The following is an 18,382-nucleotide window of genomic DNA, read 5'->3' as shown; positions in this document are numbered from 1 at the left end:
CTGCTGGCCCGAGGCGGCCTGCTGGCCGTACTGGGCCTCCTGGCCATAGCCGGGCTGGGTGTACTGCTGGCCCGAGGACTGCGGCTGCTGGCCGTAACCCTGCTGCTGGCCGGAGGCGGGCTGCTGGCCATAACCCTGCTGGCCCTGCTGCCCGTACTGGGCCTCCTGGCCATAGCCCTGCTGCTGCTGACCGTAGTCGGGCAGCGACTGGGGCTGCTGGCCGTACTGCGGCTGCTGGCCATAACCCTGCTGGCCCGAGGCGGCCTGCTGGCCGTACTGGGCCTCCTGGCCATAGCCGGGCTGGGTGTACTGCTGGCCCGAGGACTGCGGCTGCTGGCCGTAGCCCTGCTGCTGGCCATATCCCTGCTGCTGGCCGTACTGGGGCTGCTGGCCGTAGCCCTGCTGCTGGCCGTGCTGCTGTTGCTGACCGTATTGGGGTTGCTGGCCGTAGCCCTGTTGCTGCTGCTGGCCATATGGGGGCTGGCCATAGGCGTCGTCCGCCCGGTAGCCGACCACAGTCACGTCCGGGTCGGGCTCACCGGGGCGACGGCCCTGGTGCTGCCCGTACTCGGGGTTCTCGCCGGATTCGTCCTGTGGATACGGCGGCTGTCCGGTGCTCACCGTGTCACCTCGCTTCGAGTGCGCATGTGGCACGTGTCAGGACACATGCCTGTGCTGCCCAACGTATCGACATAGGTATCAACAATCACCTTTCCAAGTGGTCAAGGTCCGCGTCACCCGATGTCAGATGCAGCAGCATGCGGGTGTTGCCAAGGGTGTTCGGTTTGACGTGTTCCAGATCAAGGAACTCCGCCACACCCTCGTCGTACGAGGCCAGCAACTCGGCGTAGACCTCGGGTGAGACCGGCGTGCCCTGGATGGGGCGGAAACCGTGCCTCGCGAAGAAGTCGACCTCAAAAGTCAGACAGAATACACGTCGCAGCCCCAGATCCTTCGCCTGCCGGACGAGTGCCGAGACGATCCGATGCCCGGCCCCCATTCCCCGGCACGCCGGATCGACCGCCACCGTACGGACCTCGGCGAGATCCTCCCAGAGCACGTGAAGCGCGCCGCAGCCGACGACCTCCCCGCTCAGCTCGGCCACCCAGAACTCCTGGACGTCCTCGTACAGCGTGACCGTGGCCTTCTCCAGGAGCCGCGGACCCGCGCCCGCGTAGGTGTCCACGAGACGCCTGATCGCGCGCACGTCGGGCGTGCGGGCACGCCTGACCACGACCGCGGTCTCGGGGACTGCCACTTCGGCCACCTGCTCCATGGCTCTCCAGGGTACAGATCTCATTACGGCTCAGCCCTAAATCCCACGTCTCGGGCATCTCATCACATGCTGTGTCCAGATGAACACGCCCCGACCTGGAGCTTTCCTCCAGTCGTCACCCCCCAGAATGCTGGACAAAAGGTGCAGAAGCCCGCTTCCGTACGGCTACCCACGAGATCACCTTGTGACCCTTCAGTTGTGAAACCTCTACAGACTCGGTAGTTCCGGTTGAGCGCGAACCCGGAGTGCATTAGTGTCCAGCGACGATGTTCTCCGCGTAATGCGCGCGGAAAGACACGCCCAATTCCCGCAAGGGAAGCCGGGGAACCACCGGTGGCGAGCACCTCGCGCCACCACTCGGGGTGAATCCGATCATCTCGGTAGGGCTGCTCCGGCCCGAACCCGTCAGCTAACCCGGCCGGCGTCGATGAGAGGAGCTTGGTTGGTGAAGCGGACGCTCGATCGCGAGGGGAAGCCGGGGGGCAGGCACGCCCGTCCCCGGGAGCAGGCCAGGCGCTCACGTCGCCTCGGCGTCATCGGCGCCGCCGTCGCCGCGATGCTGTTCGCCGTACCCGTCGGTTCCGCCGCCGCCGACCCGAAGCCGTCGCTCTCCGAGCTGGCCGACCAGGTCGAGAAGATGCACGAAGAGATCGAGACGCTGACCGAGGAGTACAACGGGCAGCGCGAACGGCTGAAGTCCGCGCAGAAGGCCAACGACGCCGCCCAGAAGACCCTGGCCACCAGCGAGTCCGACCTGGCCGCCAAGCGCGCCAGGGCCACGCTGCTCGCCCAGAACGCCTACATCACCGGCGGCCTGGACAAGGCCCTGGTCTTCGCCCAGTCCGACGACCCTGAGACCTTCCTCGACCGGGCCGCGACCACGTACGCGCTCGAACAGCAGCAGGGCGAGGAGGTCAACCAGCTCGCCAAGGCCATGGAGGCCGCCGAGCGCGCCAGGTCGGGCGCCAAGACCCGCATCGCCGAGGTCCAGAAGATCGTCAGTGATCTTGAGGGCAAGCGCTCGAAGATCACCAAGCTGGTCGCCAAGGTCGAGAGCAACCTCTACCGGCGGGCCGTCGGCGAGGCCGGCCGGCCCGGCACCCGCGCCGTACGCGTCAACCTGCCGGTCATCGGCAACGGCAAGGCCGCCCAGGCCGCCAAGTGGGCCCTCACCCAGCAGCTCAAGCCGTACGTGTGGGGCGCCGAAGGGCCGCGCTCCTACGACTGCTCCGGCCTGGTGATGGCCGCCTACCAGCGCGTGGGCATCTCGCTCCCCCACTACACCGGCGACCAGTGGACGGCCGGCACGCACATCAGCCGCGACCAGCTCCGCGCCGGCGACCTGGTCTTCTTCTACAGCGACCTGCACCACGTCGGCATCTACATCGGCGGCGGCATGATGGTCCACGCACCGCAGACCGGCGATGTCGTCCGGATCTCCGCGCTCGGCAATCGGCCGTTCGCCGGCGCCGTGCGCATCGCGGACTGACCGGCGATTCACTTCGGAGTTCCGCGCCGTCAGATGAGCTGGCGGCGCGCCGCCCACGCCACGGCCTCGATCGCCGTGGCCACGCCGATGCGGTCGCAGATGCCTCTGAGCCGCCGGCGTACGGTCCGTCCGCTGATATCCAGCCGTCTCCCGACCCGGTCGACGGTCACCCCTCTGGCCAGTTCAGCCAGTAACGCCAAATCCGCGTGGCTCAGCTCAACGCCTTCAGTGAGCACATCCACCGGGAGCCCTCCCCCCAACAGCAGAACTTGGACCTTTCAGTAGGAGCAAAGCCGCTCGTCTCGGTGAAGGTAAACGCATCGCGGAAAGGTCGTCAAGCACGACAATCGCCGCCCTTGACCAGTGCTATTGACATGATCACTTATATGTGACGTACTCCGCATATGTCGGCACGCCACGGTCCGCTATGAACGGTCCAAACGATCAATTCGGCGGCCCGGTCCAGCCACCGATGAGCGCCACCGACCTCCTGGGTTTTGATCCCTCGGATCCGCAATTTGTGCGCGATCCGTACGTCCGATATCGAGAGCTCCGCGCGGTCGGGGCGATCTTCAGAACGCGCGGCGGGCTGCTCGTCACGACCACGTACGAGCTGTGCGCGGCCGTCCTGCGTGACCCGATGTTCGGTCACGGAACGTCCGCGCCCGTGGCGGAAGAGGCAGGTCAGCCCGGCAGGTCGTTCCTGCTCATGGACCCGCCCGATCACACCCGGTTGCGGAACCTTGTCAGCCGCGCGTTCACCCCGCGCATGGTCGAACGGCTCAGGCCGCGGGTCGCGGCGATCACCGCCGACCTGATCGGACGGCTGCCGGAGGAGGCGGAGCTGATTTCCGGCTTCGCCCACCCGCTGCCGGTGATGGTGATCAGCGAGATGCTCGGGGTGCCGCCGGAGGACCACGAGCGCTTCCGCGGATGGAGCGAGGCTCTTGCCCGCGGACTTGACCCGATGCTGACAGACGCTCTCATGTCGGAAACGGAGCGTTCCAGGAACGAGTTCCGCGACTACTTCCGCCGCCTGATCGCCCTGCGCCGCGAGCGTCCCGGTGAGGACCTCCTGAGCGCCCTCGCGCACGTCGAGGAGTTGACCGAGGCCGAGTTGCTGTCGACCTGCGTGCTGCTGCTCGTGGCCGGCCACGAGACCACCGTCAACCTCATCGCGAACGGCGTGCTGAACCTGCTGCGGCACGGCCTGCTGCACCGCGCCGCCGAGCGGCCGAGGGAGGTGGTCGAGGAGGTGTTGCGCTTCGATCCGCCGGTCCAGCTCACCTCCAGGATCGCGCTGGAGGACAGGGAACTGGGCGGCACGCCGGTGCCCGCCGGCTCGGCCGTGCTCGTGCCGATCGGCGCGGCCAATCGCGATCCGGCCGCGTTCGCCGATCCCGACCGGTTCGACCCGGGCCGCGAGCCCGGCCGGCATCTCGCCTTCGGGCTCGGCCTGCACTTCTGCCTGGGGGCGACGCTGGCCAGGATGGAGGGCGAGATCGCGCTGTCCGCGCTGGCCGTGGCCGCGCCGAAGATGGAGGCCGCCGATCCGGAGCCGCCGTACAAGGAGAACGTGGTGCTGCGCGGGCTGGCCCGGCTGCCGGTGCGGCTCAGGCGGTAGCGTCGTAGCGTTCCCTGGCGGCCTCGACGTCCTCGATGTGCTCCTCGGCCCAGGTCTTGATGGCGATCACCAGCGGCATCAGGCTTTCGCCGAGCGGGGTGAGCGCGTAGTCGACCCGTACCGGCACCTGCGGCGTCACCCGGCGCGCCACCAGGCCGTCGCGCTCCAGGCCGCGCAGGGTCTGGGTGAGCATCTTCTGGCTGACCCCCGCGATGTGCCGGGACAGGTCGCTGTAGCGGCGCTCGCCGCGGGCCAGCGCGCTGAGCACCAGCGTGACCCATTTGTCGCTGAGCCGGTCGAGCAGCTTGCGGGAAGGGCATTCGGCGAAGTAGGCGTCGAAGGCCAGCCTGGCCTGGTCACGCCGCTGCGCCGCCGTCGTGGTCGCCACCGTCTCACTCCTTGCCGTATGTTACGCACTTCCAGGTGCCTACTTACTGAAAGAGAGTAGCTCTTCTTAGGGTCGTGGGCATGACGAACATGCGTGCACTCATCGGCGGCTCCGGCGTTCCCCTGCTGGTGTCCGCGCCGTTGCCGGAGGCGGGGCCCGGCCAGGTACGGGTCAAGGTGGCGGCGGCCGGGGTCAACCCCTTCGACCTGGCCGTGGCGGCCGGGGCGCTGGCCTCGTACGGGCTGGCCAGGAAGCTGGACTCGTACGGGATCGGCTTCGACGCGGCGGGGACCGTGGACCAGGTGGGCCCGGGCACCTCCTTCACCGTGGGCGAGGACGTCGTGGGGCTCTCCGCGCGGCTGGAGCTGCCGTACAAGGCGCAGGCCGAGTACGTCGTGCTGGACGCCCCGGCCGTGGCCCGCGCCCCGCGGAACGTGAGCCCTGCACACGCCTCCACGCTGCCGCTCAACGGCCTCACCGCCTGGCAGGCGCTCGACCGGACCGGCGTCGGCCCAGGGGGCACCCTGCTGGTCACGGGGGCGGCGGGGGCCGTCGGCGGCTACCTGGTCGAGCTGGCCGCCGTCCGCGGCGTCAGGGTGGTGGCCGCCGCCGGCGCCGCGGACGAGGAACTGGTACGCGGCTTCGGGGCGGAATGGTTCGTCCCCCGCGAGGAGGACCTGGCCGAGGGCGTACGGGCGCGGGTCCCCGGCGGGGTGGACGCCGTCGTGGACGCCGCCGTGCTGGGCCTGCCCGCGCTCGACGCCGTACGGGACGGCGGGACCTTCGTGGGGCTCACGTCGGGGGCCGCGCCGGTGCCGCTGCGCGGGACGGACGTGGCCACCGTGCTCTTCCGCTCGGACGCCGGGCAGCTCGCGGAGCTGGTGCGCCTGGTCGAGGCCGGACGGCTGACATTGCGGGTGGCCGACACGTACCCGCTGGAGAAGGCCGCCGACGCCCACGCCCGCCTGGCCGAGGGCGGGCTGCGCGGACGCCTCGTGCTGGTGCCCTGACCGCCCTGACCGCCCGATCCGGCGCCCCGCGCATCGGCGGGGCGCCGGACGACGGCTCAGTGAGTGGGCTTGACCAGCGGGAACAGGATGGTCTCGCGGATGTTCTTGCCGGTGAAGGCCATGATCATCCGGTCGATGCCGGCGCCCATGCCCCCCGTGGGCGGCATCGCGTACTCAAGGGCCTGGAGGAAGTCCTCGTCGAGCTGCATGGCCTCCAGGTCGCCGCCCGCGGCCAGCAGCGACTGCTCCACCAGGCGGTGGCGCTGGTCGATCGGGTCGTTGAGCTCGGAGTAGCCGGTGCCGAGCTCGGTGCCGAACCCGATCAGGTCCCACTTCTCGGTCAGCAGCGGGTTGTCGCGGTGGAGGCGGGCCAGCGGCGAGGTCTCCAGCGGATAGTCCATGACGAACGTCGGCTGCACGAGCGTGTGCTCGACCAGCGCCTCGAAGAGCTCCTGGACGAGCTTGCCCGAGCCCCACTTCGCGTCCCAGTGGACCTCGCGGCGGTCGGCGATCTTCCGCAGCTCGTCGAGGGTGGTCTCGGTGGTGATCTCCTCGCCGACCGCGTCGGACACCAGGTCGTAGAGCCTGACCCGGGGCCACTTCTCCGCGCCGAGGTCGATCTCGACGCCGTCGTGCACGACCACGGTGGTGTCCAGGGCGGCCACGACGGCCTTCTGGTACATGCGCTGCGTCAGGTCGGCGATGTCGTTGTAGTCGAGGTAGGTGCCGTAGGCCTCGAGCATGGTGAACTCGGGGTTGTGCGTGGAGTCGGCGCCCTCGTTGCGGAAGTTGCGGTTGATCTCGAAGACCTTCTCGACGCCGCCGACCACCAGCCGCTTGAGGTAGAGCTCGATCGCGATGCGAAGGTAGAGCTCCATGTCGTAGGCGTTGATGTGGGTCTTGAACGGCCGGGCCGTCGCGCCGCCGTGGATGGGCTGCAACATCGGGGTCTCGACCTCGAGGTAGCCCTCCTCGTGCCAGAAGTCGCGCACCGCGCGCACGGTCGCGCTGCGCACCCGGGCCATCTTCCTGGCCTCGTCGTTGACGATGAGGTCGACGTAGCGCTGGCGCACCCGCGCCTCGGGGTCGGTGAGGCCGACGTGCTTCTCCGGCAGCGGGCGCAGGCACTTGGCGGTGATCTGCCAGCTGTCGGCGAGGATCGACAGCTCGCCGCGGCGCGAGGTGATGACCTCGCCGATCACGCCGACGTGGTCGCCCAGGTCGACGTCGCGCTTCCAGGCCGCCAGGGACTCCTCGCCCACCTTGTCGAGCGAGATCATGACCTGCAGGTCGTCGCCGCCGTCGCGGAGCGTGGCGAAGCAGAGCTTGCCGCCCACACGGTTGAGCATGACGCGGCCCGCGACCGCGACCGTCTCGCCGGTGGCGGTGTCGGGCTCCAGGCCCTGGTGTTTCTCCCTGACCTCGGCGTTGGTCGCCGTGCGTGGGAAGTTCACCGGGTAAGGGTCGACGCCCTCGCTGCGGAGGCGGTCGAGCTTTTCCCTCCGGATGCGCATCTGCTCTGGAAGTTCCTCGCTCACAACAACAAAGCGTAGGGGATACGGCGAACTGCAAGCGCTCGTGACGGTTCTCTGCAGGGGCCCTGCAAGGCCCCTTTTGTACCAATGAGTCACGAGCTCCGGGGGGAGCCGGCAAGGAGCCGGCCCGAGAGGAGCTCCGGGAGAGATCATGATGAAGAAGATCGCGACGGGCATCCTCGCCATCGCCGCCACCAGCGCCGTGGCCCTGTCGCTTCCTTCGGCCGCCAGCGCCACCACCGCCACCGCCGCCACCGCCGCCGACTTCGACGACTACTCCGACTACTGGGGCCCGGTGTACGCCAAGCAGCACCTGGCCAAGGCCCAGGGTCACGTCGACGTCGCGTGGGACGAGGAGGACTCCAACGAGGTCCAGGTCACCGGCCGGCTCTACGACCTGGACGACCGCGACTACGACGAGGGCGGCAAGTGCGCGTACGTGAAGTTCCAGGCCGAGGACTCCGACGGCGACTGGTCCACGGTCTACACCAGGAAGTACTGCGGCTCCCCGGGCTACAAGAAGTTCCACTTCGAGGAGAACGACGTCTTCACCCTGCGGGTCAAGGTCTGCCAGGTTCCCGAGCAGGGCACCTTCGCCACCAAGTGCGGCTCCTGGCGCGAGCTCTACAGCGCCGAGGACGCGTGACGCTCATAGGTGACACCACGACCGACAGGCGGCCCCCCTTCCCAAGCGGGGGCCGCTTGTCACGTTCTAAGCGGTGTTCCGGTGATAAATCAGGCGCAGGCCGATGAGGGTCAGCCAGGGCTCGTGCACGTCGATCGAGCGCGACTCGCCGACCACCAGCGCCGCATGGCCGCCGGTCGCCACGACGGTCACCTCGTCGGGGTCGTCGGCCAGCTCGGCGGCCATCCGCTCGACGATGCCGTCGACCTGGCCGGCGAAGCCGTAGATGATGCCCGCCTGCAACGCCTCGACCGTGTTCTTGGCGATCACCGAACGCGGCCTGACCAGCTCGACCTTGTGCAACTGGGCGCCGGCGGCGGCCAGCGCGTCGACCGAGATCTCGATGCCGGGGGCGGTGACCGCCCCGACGTACTCGCCCTTGGCCGACACCGCGTCGAAGGAGGTGGCGGTGCCGAAGTCGACGATGATGCACGGGCCGCCGTACTGGTCGATGGCGGCCAGGGCGTTCACGATGCGGTCGCTGCCGACCTCTTTGGGGTTGTCCATGCGGACCGGCACGCCCGTGCGCACACCGGGCTCCACGATCACGGCGGTGACGTCGCCGTAGTAGCGGCGGCACATCTCCCGCATCTCGTTGAGCACGCTCGGCACGGTCGAGCAAATGGCGATGCCGCTGATGTCGGCGCCCTTGAGCAGTGGTGACTGGGCCAGCAGCCCCTGGAGCACGACGGCGATCTCGTCGGCGGTGCGGCGGGCGTCGGTGGCCAGCCTCCAGTGCTCGATGACGTCCTCGCCCTCGAACAGCCCCAGCACCGTGTGCGTGTTGCCGACGTCGATCGTGAGCAGCATCAATTACCCCCGCAAATCCAGTGCGATGTCCAGGGCCGGCGCCGAGTGGGTGAGCGCTCCCACCGCAAGGTAGTCAACGCCAGTTTCAGCCACATCACGAGCCGATTCCAAGGTCAATCCCCCACTCGCTTCAAGCGCAACCCTGTTTTTCGCCCGACTTTTCACGATTTGTACGGCATATACGGTGTCCTCGACCGTGAAGTTGTCCAGCAGGATCTCCTCGGCGCCCTCGTCCAGCAGGGGCTCCAGCTGGACGAGCCGGTCGATCTCGACCTCGATCGGCAGCTCGGGATAGCGCTCCCGCACCGCCCGGTACGCCTCGGCCACGCCGCCGGCCGCCACGACGTGGTTGTCCTTGATCAGGGCCGCGTCCGACAGCGACCTGCGGTGGTTGACGCCGCCGCCGCAGCGCACGGCGTACTTCTCCAGGGACCGCAGACCCGGCAGGGTCTTGCGGCTGTCGCGCACCCGCGCCCGCGTGCCCTCGATCGCGGCGACCCACCGGGCGGTCATCGTGGCCACCCCGGACAGGTGTGTGAGCAGGTTGAGCGCGGTGCGCTCGGCGGTCAGCACCGCCCGCGTCGGGCCCTCGACCGTCATCAGCACGTCGCCGGCCGCGACCCGCTCGCCGTCCTTGGCCCGCCGCTCGACCCGGCCGGCGCCCAGCCGGAGGAACACCGCCTCGGCCACGCCCAGCCCGGCCACCACGCCGTCCTTGCGGGCCACCACGTCGCCGGTCGAACGCTGCCCGGCCGGGATCGTGGCCAGGCTGGTCACGTCGCCGGCCTCCTGCAGGTCCTCTTCGAGCGCGCGGTCGATCAGCGCGTCGACCTCGGCCGGGTCGAGCCCGGCGGCGGTCAGCTCCTGTGCCAGGCGCGGTGGCATCGTCTCACCGTGCGGGGTGTACGTCATGCGAAGGCCCTCCTCGGTCAGGGTCACGTCCAGGTGGCCCAGCCACTCATTGTCGTCCCGGCTCTCGTGGTCCTCGCGCCAGTGGGAGCCGCGCGTCTCCAGCCGCGCCGCCGCCACGCCGGTCAGGACGGCGGCGACGGTGAGCAGGTTGGTCGCCTCCCACGACTCGGTGCAGGCGGGCACCTCGACGGGCGTCCAGAGCGCGTCGCGCAGCGCCTTCGACGTGGCCTGCAGCGACGCGCGGCTGCGCAGCACCCCGGCGCCGGCGCTCATGTGCGCCTGGAGCCTGGTCCTGACCCTGGGGTCCACCAGGCCCGTCGCGGCCCGTGCCGGAACCGGCTCGCCCGGCTGCGGACGCCTCCGGTGGATGTCCTCGGCGATGCGCTCGGCGAAGACCAGCCCCTCAAGGAGCGAGTTCGAGGCCAGCCGGTTGGCCCCGTGGACGCCGGTACAGGCGACCTCGCCACAGGCGTACAGGCCCTCGATCGAGGTACGGCCGGACAGGTCGGTGTGGACGCCGCCGCTCGCGTAGTGGGCGGCCGGCGAGACGGGGATCGGTTCGGTGACCGGGTCGATGCCGTGCTCGCGGCAGACGGCGTAGATGGTGGGGAAGCGGCTCTCCCACTTCACCCTGCCGAAGTGGCGGCCGTCGAGGAAGACGTGGTCGCGGCCGGTCTCGCTCATGGTCGTGGTGATCGCCTTGGCCACGACGTCGCGCGGCGCCAGGTCGGCCAGCTCGTGCACGCCCTGCATGAACCTGTTGTTCTCGTGGTCGACGAGGAAGGCGCCCTCGCCCCTGACCGCCTCGGAGATCAGCGGCTGCTGGCCGGTCGAGCCCTCGCCCAGCCACAACACGGTCGGGTGGAACTGCACGAATTCGAGGTCGCGCACGACCGCCCCGGCCCGCAGCGCGAGCGCCACGCCGTCGCCGGTGGACACGACCGGGTTGGTGGTGGCGGCGTAGACCTGGCCCATGCCGCCGGTGGCGAGCACCACGGCCCGCGCCCGCACCGCCCCGACGCCGTCGCGCGCGCCCTCGCCCATGACGTGCAGGGTCACCCCCCTGGCCCGGCCGTGGGCGTCCTTGAGCAGGTCGAGCACCAGCGCGTGCTCGATCACCTCGATCGAGCCGGCGCGCACCGCCTCGACCAGCGCCCGCTGCACCTCGGCGCCCGTGGCGTCGCCGCCGGCGTGCACGATCCTGCGGCGACGGTGCCCGCCCTCCCTGGTGAGCTGGAGCTCCCCGTTGGGATTGCGGTCGAACCGGGCGCCGCGTTCCATGAGCCGCCGCAGCGCGCCGGGCCCCTCCGTCACCAGCGTCCGCACGGCCTTGGTGTCGCACAGCCCGACCCCGGCCAGCAGCGTGTCGCTCAGGTGCTCTTCGGCGGTGTCGCGCGGGTCGAGCACAGCGGCGATGCCCCCCTGGGCCCACTTGGTGGACCCGGCCGACAGCACGTCCTTGGTGACGACCAGGACCTTGGCCGCGGGATCCAGCTCGGCGTGGCGCAGCGCCACGGTCAGGCCCGCGACGCCGGACCCGACGACGACCACGTCGGCGTCGACGGTCCATCCGGGTTCGGGGGCCGTCAGGTGCAGGGGAATCGCCGGTGCACTCATGGGGGTCTCCTCGCTGAGGCGATTTCGTCACTATGACGATAACGCCTGCCGTGGCGTGGACATGCCCCGGGGGCCGTACGGATCAGGGGCGCACGCTCACCACGACGTTGTCGATCAGCCGGGTGCCGCCCACCCTGGCCGCCACGGCGAGCACGGCCGAGCCCTCGTAGGAGTCGTCGACCTCCTTGAACGTGGCCGGATCGACCAGCGCCAGGTAGTCGAGGTCGAGCTCGGGCCCGGCCTCGGCGAGCACCGCGCGGGCGGTGGCCCGCATCGCGTCGGCGGTCAGCTCGACCGCACCCGCCCGCAGGGCACGGGACAGGGCCAGCGCGACCGTGCGGTCGCCGGCCGACAGGTAACGGTTGCGGCTGGACAGGGCCAGGCCGTCGGGCTCGCGTACGGTGGGCGCCCCGACGATCTCGATGGACAGGTCGAGGTCGGCCACCATGCGGCGGATGACGGCGAGCTGCTGGGCGTCCTTCTGGCCGAAGATCGCCAGGTCGGGTCGCACCAGGTTGAACAGCTTGAGCACCACCGTCAGCACGCCGTCGAAGTGGCCCGGCCTGGACGCGCCCTCGACGATCGAGCCCATCTCACCCGCGCAGACGCTGACCTGACGATCGGGGCGGTACATGTCCTGCGGCGAGGGCGCGAACACGACGCCGACGCCCTCCTCCCGGCACACGTCGAGATCGGCCTCGAATGTACGGGGATAGCGTGAAAAATCCTCGTTAGGCCCGAATTGCAGAGGGTTGACGAAGATGCTGACCACGACCTGGTCGGCGCGTACGCGAGCGGCCCTCATCAGCGACCGGTGGCCCTCGTGCAGCGCGCCCATGGTCGGGACCAGCGCCACCCGCCCTTCACCCCGAGCCTTCGCCAGGTCGTCCCGGTCGCCGGCCACGATCAGATCCATTGCTGCCCTCCACACCCGACGGTCAGGTCCATATATTGCCCCCAAGCGCGTCGAGCAGCCGCTCGGCCTCCTCCGGTTTGAGCAGCCCCGCGGCCAGCGCCCGGTCGGCGGTGAGCCGGGCCAGCGCGATGTAGGCGTCGGCGGCCTCCGGAGCGGCCAGGATCAGCGCGTCGACGTGTTTGCGCACCGTGCCCGCGTCGCCGCGGACGACCGGCCCGGTGAGCCCGGCGATGCCCAGCCGCAGCACGTTGTCGAGCGCCGCGCCGAGCAGCGGGCCCAGCATGCGCCCCGGGTGCTCGACGCCGATGCGCTGCAGCAGCTCCTCGGACTCGGCGATGAGCGTGACCATGTGGTTGGCGGCGTTGGCCAGGGCCGCGTGGTAGAGCGCGCGGTCGCTCTCGGCGATCCAGACCGGCTCACCGCCCATCTCGATCACCAGGGCCTCGGCGACCGGTCGCAGCAGGTCGGGCGCGGTCACGCCGAACGAGATGCCGGTGATCTTGTTGAGGTCGTCGTCGCGGCCGGTGAAGGTCATGACCGGGTGGAGCGCGAGCGGCAGCGCGCCCGCCTGCGCGGCCGGGTCGAGCACCGACAGGCCGTACGCGCCGCTGGCGTGGACGAGCAGCTTGCCCTTGAGGTCGGCGCCCGTGCGGGCCAGCCCTGCCACGAGGTCGGGCAGCGCGTCGTCGGGAACGGTCAGCAGGATGAGCTGGGAGGCGGCGACCACCTCGTCGGGCCGGGTCAGCTCGACCCCGAGCCGGTCGGCGGCCCACCTGCGCGAGGTGTCGGAGACCCCGCTCGCGGCCACGATCCGGTGGCCCGCCTGAGCCAGCGCGGCGCCGAGCACGGAGCCGACCTTGCCCGCACCGAGCACGCCGACGGTCAGCCGTGCCGGGCGATCACCTGCGTCCATGACGTCTCACCCCTGTCGACCGCAACGGCACCGTGGTGGCACCGTGAAGGCACTGCGGACCAGCGTAACCGGCGGGCGGGGGCCGACAGGTCGGGGGCCGTCGAACACGTTCCGGCATGTCCGGCGCTTTGCCGCCCGTTGAGTTAACGACAAATGCGACAGGGGCATACGAATCATGCACCCCCTGTCGAAAGAGATGAGGAGAGGGGTCCACGCACGACGACGGGCGCCGAGTCCTGACAACCCGACGCCCGCCTGGATGCGACCTCCTGGAGGTGCACTGACCGGTCATCCGCCGACTGACCGGCCGGGATCAGAGCCCGGACCGCGCGCGAGCGGTCCGGGCTCTCCCTGCCTCAGCGGCTGTAGACCGCGGTGTTGGGGCTCCCCTGGCAGCCGTTGATCGGCACCGCCTGGATGCCGATGTTGTTGCCGCAGACGGGCACGACGGCGGTGATGGGGAGGTGGATCGGGCTGCCGCTCAGGATGCCGTTGTTGCCGTGGGTGACATCGTCGGCGTACGCGGGGGCCGCCAGGGCCAGGAGGGCGATGGCACCTGCCATGACCAGAGTCTTCTTCACGGGGGGCTCCTCTCAGTCTGCGGCCTCAGGGCCGCAATGCTTTCGGTGGAGCGATCCGGCTCGCCGCTTACCGCGGATGGGCGAAACGCAGTCGCTCTGTGACAGTGCGTAAACGTTAGCGCAATGTAGCGACCAAGAGTAGTCAATGGACGACTCTGCGTGTCGAACCCTTCGGTCATGAGATAGTCACCCTCATGTGGCTCACCTGGCGCGCCGCCACGGAACGCGCGCTCTACGGCGAGGAGGGCTTTTACCTCCGCGAACGCCCCTCGGGCCACTTCCGCACCTCGGTCGGAGCCTCGGCCGTGTTCGCGGAGGCGGTCCTGGCCCTGCTGGTGGAGGTGGACTCCGAGCTCGGCTCCCCCGAGCGGCTCGACCTGGTCGACGTCGGCGCGGGCGAGGGAGTGCTGGTCAGCCGCATCCTCGCGGCGGCCGAGCCCGCTCTGCGCGACCGGCTCCGGGTCACCTGCGTCGACCTGTCGCCCCGGCCCGCCGGGCTGCCCGAGCAGGTGGAGTGGAGCCGCTGCCTGCCCTCCAGCATCACCGGGCTGGCCGTCGCCAACGAGTGGCTCGACAACATCCCGCTCGACGTGGCCGAGCAGACCTCCGGCGGCCCCCGTCTGGTCATGGTCAACACCAGGACCGGCGAGGAGCGCCTCGGCGGCCCGCTGCGGCCCGCCGACCGCGAATGGCTCGAACGCTGGTGGCCGCTGCCGCACGTGGGCACCCGCGCCGAGATCGGCCGCCCCCGCGACGACGCCTGGGCCTCCGTTCTGGTACGTCTCACCCACGGCCGGGCGATAGCCGTGGATTATGCACACCCTGTGGATAACCGACCGCTCTGTGGCACGCTGACCGGTTACCGCGGCGGCGCGGTCGTGGCCCCCGTCCCCGACGGGACCTGCGACATCACCGCCCACGTCGCCCTCGACGCGTGCGCCGAGGCCGGGCGGCGGGCCGGCGCGATATCCACAACCTTGTCCACACAGCGCGACATGCTGCGGGCGCTGGGCCTCACCGGCGCCCGGCCCCCGGTCGACCTCGCCGCCGCCGATCCGCGCGCCTACGTACGGGCGCTGTCGAGGGCGTCGGAGGAGGCCGAGCTGATCGATCCGGCCGGGCTGGGCGGGTTCGGCTGGCTCAGCCAGAGCCGGTGACGTCGAGGTCGAGCGAGCGCAGGCCGCGGATGACGAAACCGGGCTTGTAGACCGGCTCCGCGCGCAGCTCGATCGTCCCGACCCGGCCCAGCAGCGCGGTGAACGACTCCGTCAGCTCGATCCTGGCCAGCGGCGCGCCCAGGCAGAAGTGGATGCCCGCGCCGAAGGAGATGTGCGGGTTGTCCGGGCGGCCCAGGTCGAGCCGGTCCGGGTCCTCGAACACCTCGGGGTCCCTGTTGGCCGAGCCGAACAGGCAGGCCACCTCCGAGCCGCGCGGGATCCGCACGCCGTGGACCTCGATGTCCTCCAGCACCCAGCGCTCGAAGAGCTGGAGCGGGGTGTCGTAGCGCAGCAGCTCCTCGATGGCGGTCGGCAGCAGCGAACGGTCGGCGCGCAGCCGGGCCAGCTCGCCGGGGTTCTTCAGCAGGGCCCGCCAGCCGTTGCCGGAGACGTTGACCGTGGCCTCGTGGCCCGCGTTCAGCAGCAGGACGCAGGTGCCGGCCAGCTCGTCGAGGGTCAGCTCGGGGATCGCGGCCAGGGCGCTGACCAGGTCCTCGCCGGGGTTGGCGATGCGTTCGCGGGCCAGGTCCTTGAGGTAGGACTCGAACTCCTCGGCCGCGCGCACCGCCTGGTGCTGGGTCTCCAGGCTGGGGTTGAGCTCGTACATGCCGCACATGTCGGCCGACCACGGGCGCAGCAGGTGACGGTCCTGCTCGGGCACGCCGAGCATCTCGGCGATGACGGTGACCGGCAGCGGCTCGGCGACCTCGGCGATCAGGTCGCCGCCGCCCTTCTCGACGTACGCGTCGATCAGGCTCTCGGCGATGGCCCGGACGCGCGGGCGCAGCGACTCGACCATGCGGGGCGTGAACGCCTTGGACACCAGCCGGCGCAGCCTCGTGTGGTCCGGCGGCTCGACCTCCAGCATGCCGTTCCTGCTGACGCGCCAGAAGGCTTCCTGGAACTCCGGCTCGGGCTGCCGGCCGAACTCCTCGTGCGTGGCGACGTGGGTGTAGTCGCGGCCCAGCCGGCGGTCTCTGAGCAGCGCGTTCACGTCCGCGTGCCGGGAGATCAGCCACTGGTTGGACGGCTCGAAGTAGCGTACGGGCGCCTCGCGCCTCAGCTCGTCGTACGCCGGATAGGGGTCGACGACGAAATCCGGATTCCAGGGATCAAAGCGCACTATTTCATCTTATGAGACGGGTTGACCTGCTGGACTTGCGAATCGTGCCCCGGTGTCGGTTATAGTGCCGTCGTAGGTCATGAGTGCCAGCGACAAGCCCCGGCTAGCTGGCCGGCAACCCTCGCGTCCGCGGCGGGGTGCCCCGGGTGAAGACCTGGTCCGTCACGAGGTGTGGCGGGCAAGCGCGGGCTCCGTGGCTGTTCCCAGGGGTCCGACCGACCCCGTGAGGAGCCGTGCCATGTCCACTTTGACGATCTTCAACTCCGTGCCCGCCCAGGCCGCCGAGACCCCCGCCGCCCCCGCCGCCGCCTCCGGACGGCCGATCCCCGCCGTGCTCGGCGCCGACCTGGAGGTGCCGGTCAAGGGCGGCCGCCTGGTCAGCTACGCCAACCTCGACTACGCCGCCAGCGCCCCCTGTCTTGAGCCGGTCAGCGCCGCCGTCGCCGCCGCGCTCCCGGCCTACTCCAGCGTCCACCGCGGCGCGGGCTACGCCTCCCAGCTCACCACCGCCCGGTACGAGCAGGCCCGCCACACGGTCAGGGCCTTCGTCGGCGCCCGTGCCGACGACGCCGTCATCTTCACCCGCAACACCACCGACGCCACCAACCTGCTGGCCCGCTGCCTGCCCGAGGACGCGACCGCCGTCGTCTTCGACTCCGAGCACCACGCCTCGCTGCTGCCCTGGGCGCGGTCCGTGCGCCTGGCGCCGCCCGCCTTCCCCGGCGAGGCCGTCCGCGCCGCCGACGAGGCGCTGGCCGGGATCGAGGGCCCCAAGCTGCTCGTGGTCACCGCCGCCTCCAACGTCACCGGCGAACTGTGGCCCATCGCCGCCCTGGCCCACATCGCCCACCGGCACGGCGCCCGCATCCTGGTGGACGCCGCCCAGCTCGTCCCGCACCGCAGGCTCAACCTGACCGCGCTCGACCTGGACTACGTGGCCTTCTCCGGCCACAAGCTGTACGCGCCCTTCGGCGCCGGCGTGCTGATCGGACGCCGTGACTGGCTGGCCGAGGGCGAGCCGTACCTGAAGGGCGGCGGCGCGGTGCGCTCGGTCGGCGAGACCACCGAGTGGCACGACGACCCCGAGCCCCGCCACGAGGCCGGCACCCCCAACGTGCTCGGCGCCATCGCCCTGGCCGCCGCCTGCGACGCACTCACCGCCACCGGGTGGACGGAGCTGGTGCGCGAGGAGGAGCGCCTGATCGCCCGGCTGCGTACCGGTCTGTCGTCGATCGAGGGGGTGCGCGAGCTGTCGCTGTGGGGCGAGGACCACCCCCGGGTGGGGATCGTGTCGTTCGTCGTGGACGGCTACTCGGCCCGGGAGGTGGCCGAGGCGCTGTCCGGCGAGTACGGCATCGGCGTGCGTGACGGGAAGTTCTGCGCGCACCCGTTCGTCCGGCACCTGCTGGGCACCTCGGACGGCGGCTGCGAGGACGGGACCGCCTCCGCGGTACGCGCCTCCATCGGCATCGGCAGCACGCAGGAGCACGTCGACCGCCTGGTCGAGGCCCTGCGGGACCTGGTCGGCCGCTGAGCTCAGCGGTTGGGCGGCTTCGGGTGGGGCGGCTCGTCGGACACCAGGGCGTCGATGTCCCTCATGTCCTCGTCGTTGAGGTGCCCGGGGCGCGGCGCGTTGGGCTGCCTCGGCACGTTGGGCTGCTCGACCTCGCCCTCGGGCCGGACCGGCGTCGTCGGGCCGCCCTCGGGTCGCGTCGGGCCGCTCTCCGGGCCGGGCTGTGTCACGGGCCCCTCGGTGACGACCGTCGTCGGCTCGGCACGCCGGGCCGGCCGGTGCGCGGCGAGGTCGTCCTCGGCGATCCGGCGTTCCTTGCGGCGGCGGAACATCGAGTGGACGATGCCGTCGAGGCCGATGCGGCCGCCACCCAGCGCGGCGAGCATCAGCGAGAGCGCGCCGAGCGCGCCCGGCAGCTCCCATCCCCCGTTCTGCGACAACACCCCGTGTCCTGCGTGCACGAAGACGATCGCGCCGATCATGTCGATGAGCAGCAACAACGCCACCGGCCGGACCAGCAGGCCGAGGATCAACAGGACGCCGCCGATCAGCTCCACAATGGCGGCGAATCCGGCGGACAACCCAGGCATGGGTATGCCCATCTCCCGGAACTGTCCCGCCGCGGCACCCAGCCCGCCCTGCCACTTCTGCCAGCCGTGGACCACGAAGATCACGCCGAGTACCACCCGGGAGATCAGGGCCGCCACATCAAACAGAACTCTTCTCACAGTGCTTTCTCCCCCCGTTCCCGGGTATTGATCCCCATGTCTGGC

18 protein-coding genes and 2 riboswitches are annotated in these 18,382 nt (G+C 70.6%); of the genes, 7 read left to right on the top strand and 11 right to left on the bottom strand.

Features of this window, described 5'->3' with window-relative positions:
• Positions 1–696 (top strand): hypothetical protein (locus ABZ815_RS26210; RefSeq protein WP_357702261.1); only part of this gene is annotated, 696 nt, incomplete at its 5' end.
• Between the two features lie 10 nt (positions 697–706).
• Here the strand turns inward: ABZ815_RS26210 and ABZ815_RS26205 are convergent.
• On the bottom strand, positions 707–1,276 hold the full coding sequence (locus ABZ815_RS26205; protein ID WP_357702259.1) for an amino-acid N-acetyltransferase: 570 nt from the start codon (positions 1,274–1,276) through the stop codon (positions 707–709).
• Positions 1,277–1,563: 287 nt separating this feature from the next.
• A riboswitch (cyclic di-AMP (ydaO/yuaA leader) is annotated at positions 1,564–1,715 on the top strand.
• A gap of 6 nt (positions 1,716–1,721) precedes the next feature.
• Here ABZ815_RS26205 and ABZ815_RS26200 point away from each other — a divergent pair.
• The gene (locus ABZ815_RS26200; protein ID WP_357702257.1) at positions 1,722–2,765 is read left to right on the top strand and encodes an NlpC/P60 family protein; all 1,044 of its coding nucleotides are present in this window, start codon (positions 1,722–1,724) and stop codon (positions 2,763–2,765) included.
• 29 nt (positions 2,766–2,794) lie between these two features.
• Here the strand turns inward: ABZ815_RS26200 and ABZ815_RS26195 are convergent, their stop codons facing one another.
• The gene (locus ABZ815_RS26195) at positions 2,795–3,007 is read right to left on the bottom strand and encodes a LuxR C-terminal-related transcriptional regulator (protein WP_132597751.1); all 213 of its coding nucleotides are present in this window, start codon (positions 3,005–3,007) and stop codon (positions 2,795–2,797) included.
• 278 nt (positions 3,008–3,285) lie between these two features.
• Here ABZ815_RS26195 and ABZ815_RS26190 point away from each other — a divergent pair, with 278 nt between their 5' ends.
• Positions 3,286–4,389 carry a cytochrome P450 gene (locus ABZ815_RS26190; protein ID WP_357702255.1) on the top strand — a complete coding sequence of 368 codons (1,104 nt, stop codon included), beginning with the start codon at positions 3,286–3,288 and terminating at the stop codon, positions 4,387–4,389.
• Here the strand turns inward: ABZ815_RS26190 and ABZ815_RS26185 are convergent.
• The gene (locus ABZ815_RS26185; RefSeq protein WP_357702253.1) at positions 4,379–4,777 is read right to left on the bottom strand and encodes a helix-turn-helix domain-containing protein; all 399 of its coding nucleotides are present in this window, start codon (positions 4,775–4,777) and stop codon (positions 4,379–4,381) included. The genes ABZ815_RS26190 and ABZ815_RS26185 overlap by 11 nt on opposite strands.
• 80 nt (positions 4,778–4,857) lie before the next feature.
• Between ABZ815_RS26185 and ABZ815_RS26180 the strand changes: the two genes are divergently transcribed.
• A complete protein-coding gene (locus ABZ815_RS26180; protein WP_357702251.1) occupies positions 4,858–5,787 on the top strand; it encodes an NADP-dependent oxidoreductase in 930 nt (309 codons plus the stop codon).
• A gap of 56 nt (positions 5,788–5,843) precedes the next feature.
• Here ABZ815_RS26180 and lysX read toward each other — a convergent pair whose 3' ends face one another.
• The gene (gene lysX / locus ABZ815_RS26175; protein ID WP_357702249.1) at positions 5,844–7,325 is read right to left on the bottom strand and encodes a bifunctional lysylphosphatidylglycerol synthetase/lysine--tRNA ligase LysX; all 1,482 of its coding nucleotides are present in this window, start codon (positions 7,323–7,325) and stop codon (positions 5,844–5,846) included.
• Between the two features lie 148 nt (positions 7,326–7,473).
• Here lysX and ABZ815_RS26170 point away from each other — a divergent pair, with 148 nt between their 5' ends.
• Complete coding sequence (locus tag ABZ815_RS26170; RefSeq protein ID WP_357702247.1) at positions 7,474–7,968, top strand: hypothetical protein; 495 nt, start codon at positions 7,474–7,476, stop codon at positions 7,966–7,968.
• Positions 7,969–8,034: 66 nt separating this feature from the next.
• On the opposite strand, the gene ABZ815_RS26165 is transcribed toward ABZ815_RS26170, so the two are convergent.
• From ABZ815_RS26165 to ABZ815_RS26145, 5 genes are all read right to left on the bottom strand, one after another.
• Positions 8,035–8,817, bottom strand: a complete 783-nt coding sequence (locus tag ABZ815_RS26165; protein WP_352318636.1) for a type III pantothenate kinase — start codon at positions 8,815–8,817, stop codon at positions 8,035–8,037.
• A 3-nt stretch (positions 8,818–8,820) separates the two neighbouring features.
• Positions 8,821–11,346 carry an L-aspartate oxidase gene (locus ABZ815_RS26160; protein ID WP_357702245.1) on the bottom strand — a complete coding sequence of 842 codons (2,526 nt, stop codon included), beginning with the start codon at positions 11,344–11,346 and terminating at the stop codon, positions 8,821–8,823.
• Positions 11,347–11,428: 82 nt separating this feature from the next.
• Positions 11,429–12,262, bottom strand: a complete 834-nt coding sequence (gene panC, locus ABZ815_RS26155; RefSeq protein WP_357702243.1) for a pantoate--beta-alanine ligase — start codon at positions 12,260–12,262, stop codon at positions 11,429–11,431.
• Positions 12,263–12,284: 22 nt separating this feature from the next.
• Positions 12,285–13,175: a DUF2520 domain-containing protein gene (locus ABZ815_RS26150; RefSeq protein WP_357702241.1), complete on the bottom strand. Its 891-nt coding sequence runs from the start codon at positions 13,173–13,175 to the stop codon at positions 12,285–12,287.
• 356 nt (positions 13,176–13,531) lie between these two features.
• A complete protein-coding gene (locus ABZ815_RS26145) occupies positions 13,532–13,756 on the bottom strand; it encodes a chaplin family protein (protein ID WP_352358570.1) in 225 nt (74 codons plus the stop codon).
• Between the two features lie 194 nt (positions 13,757–13,950).
• Between ABZ815_RS26145 and ABZ815_RS26140 the strand changes: the two genes are divergently transcribed.
• Positions 13,951–14,913 (top strand): SAM-dependent methyltransferase, encoded by a 963-nt coding sequence (locus ABZ815_RS26140; RefSeq protein WP_357702239.1) that lies wholly within the window; start codon positions 13,951–13,953, stop codon positions 14,911–14,913.
• Here the strand turns inward: ABZ815_RS26140 and ABZ815_RS26135 are convergent.
• Positions 14,897–16,096 (bottom strand): cytochrome P450, encoded by a 1,200-nt coding sequence (locus ABZ815_RS26135; protein ID WP_357702237.1) that lies wholly within the window; start codon positions 16,094–16,096, stop codon positions 14,897–14,899. The two genes, ABZ815_RS26140 and ABZ815_RS26135, sit on opposite strands and share 17 nt — an antisense overlap.
• A gap of 75 nt (positions 16,097–16,171) precedes the next feature.
• A riboswitch (SAM riboswitch) is annotated at positions 16,172–16,287 on the top strand.
• A 47-nt stretch (positions 16,288–16,334) separates the two neighbouring features.
• On the opposite strand from ABZ815_RS26135, the gene ABZ815_RS26130 reads away from it, so the two are divergent.
• A complete protein-coding gene (locus ABZ815_RS26130; protein ID WP_357702235.1) occupies positions 16,335–17,630 on the top strand; it encodes an aminotransferase class V-fold PLP-dependent enzyme in 1,296 nt (431 codons plus the stop codon).
• A gap of 2 nt (positions 17,631–17,632) precedes the next feature.
• On the opposite strand, the gene ABZ815_RS26125 is transcribed toward ABZ815_RS26130, so the two are convergent.
• Positions 17,633–18,337, bottom strand: a complete 705-nt coding sequence (locus ABZ815_RS26125) for a DoxX family membrane protein (RefSeq protein ID WP_357702233.1) — start codon at positions 18,335–18,337, stop codon at positions 17,633–17,635.
• Positions 18,338–18,382: the final 45 nt, after the last annotated feature.

This window comes from Nonomuraea sp. NPDC047529 (assembly GCF_040642995.1).
GTDB lineage: Bacteria > Actinomycetota > Actinomycetes > Streptosporangiales > Streptosporangiaceae > Nonomuraea.
The sequence above is the reverse complement of the archived record's forward strand: the minus strand, read 5'-3'. Positions and strand labels throughout refer to the sequence as shown.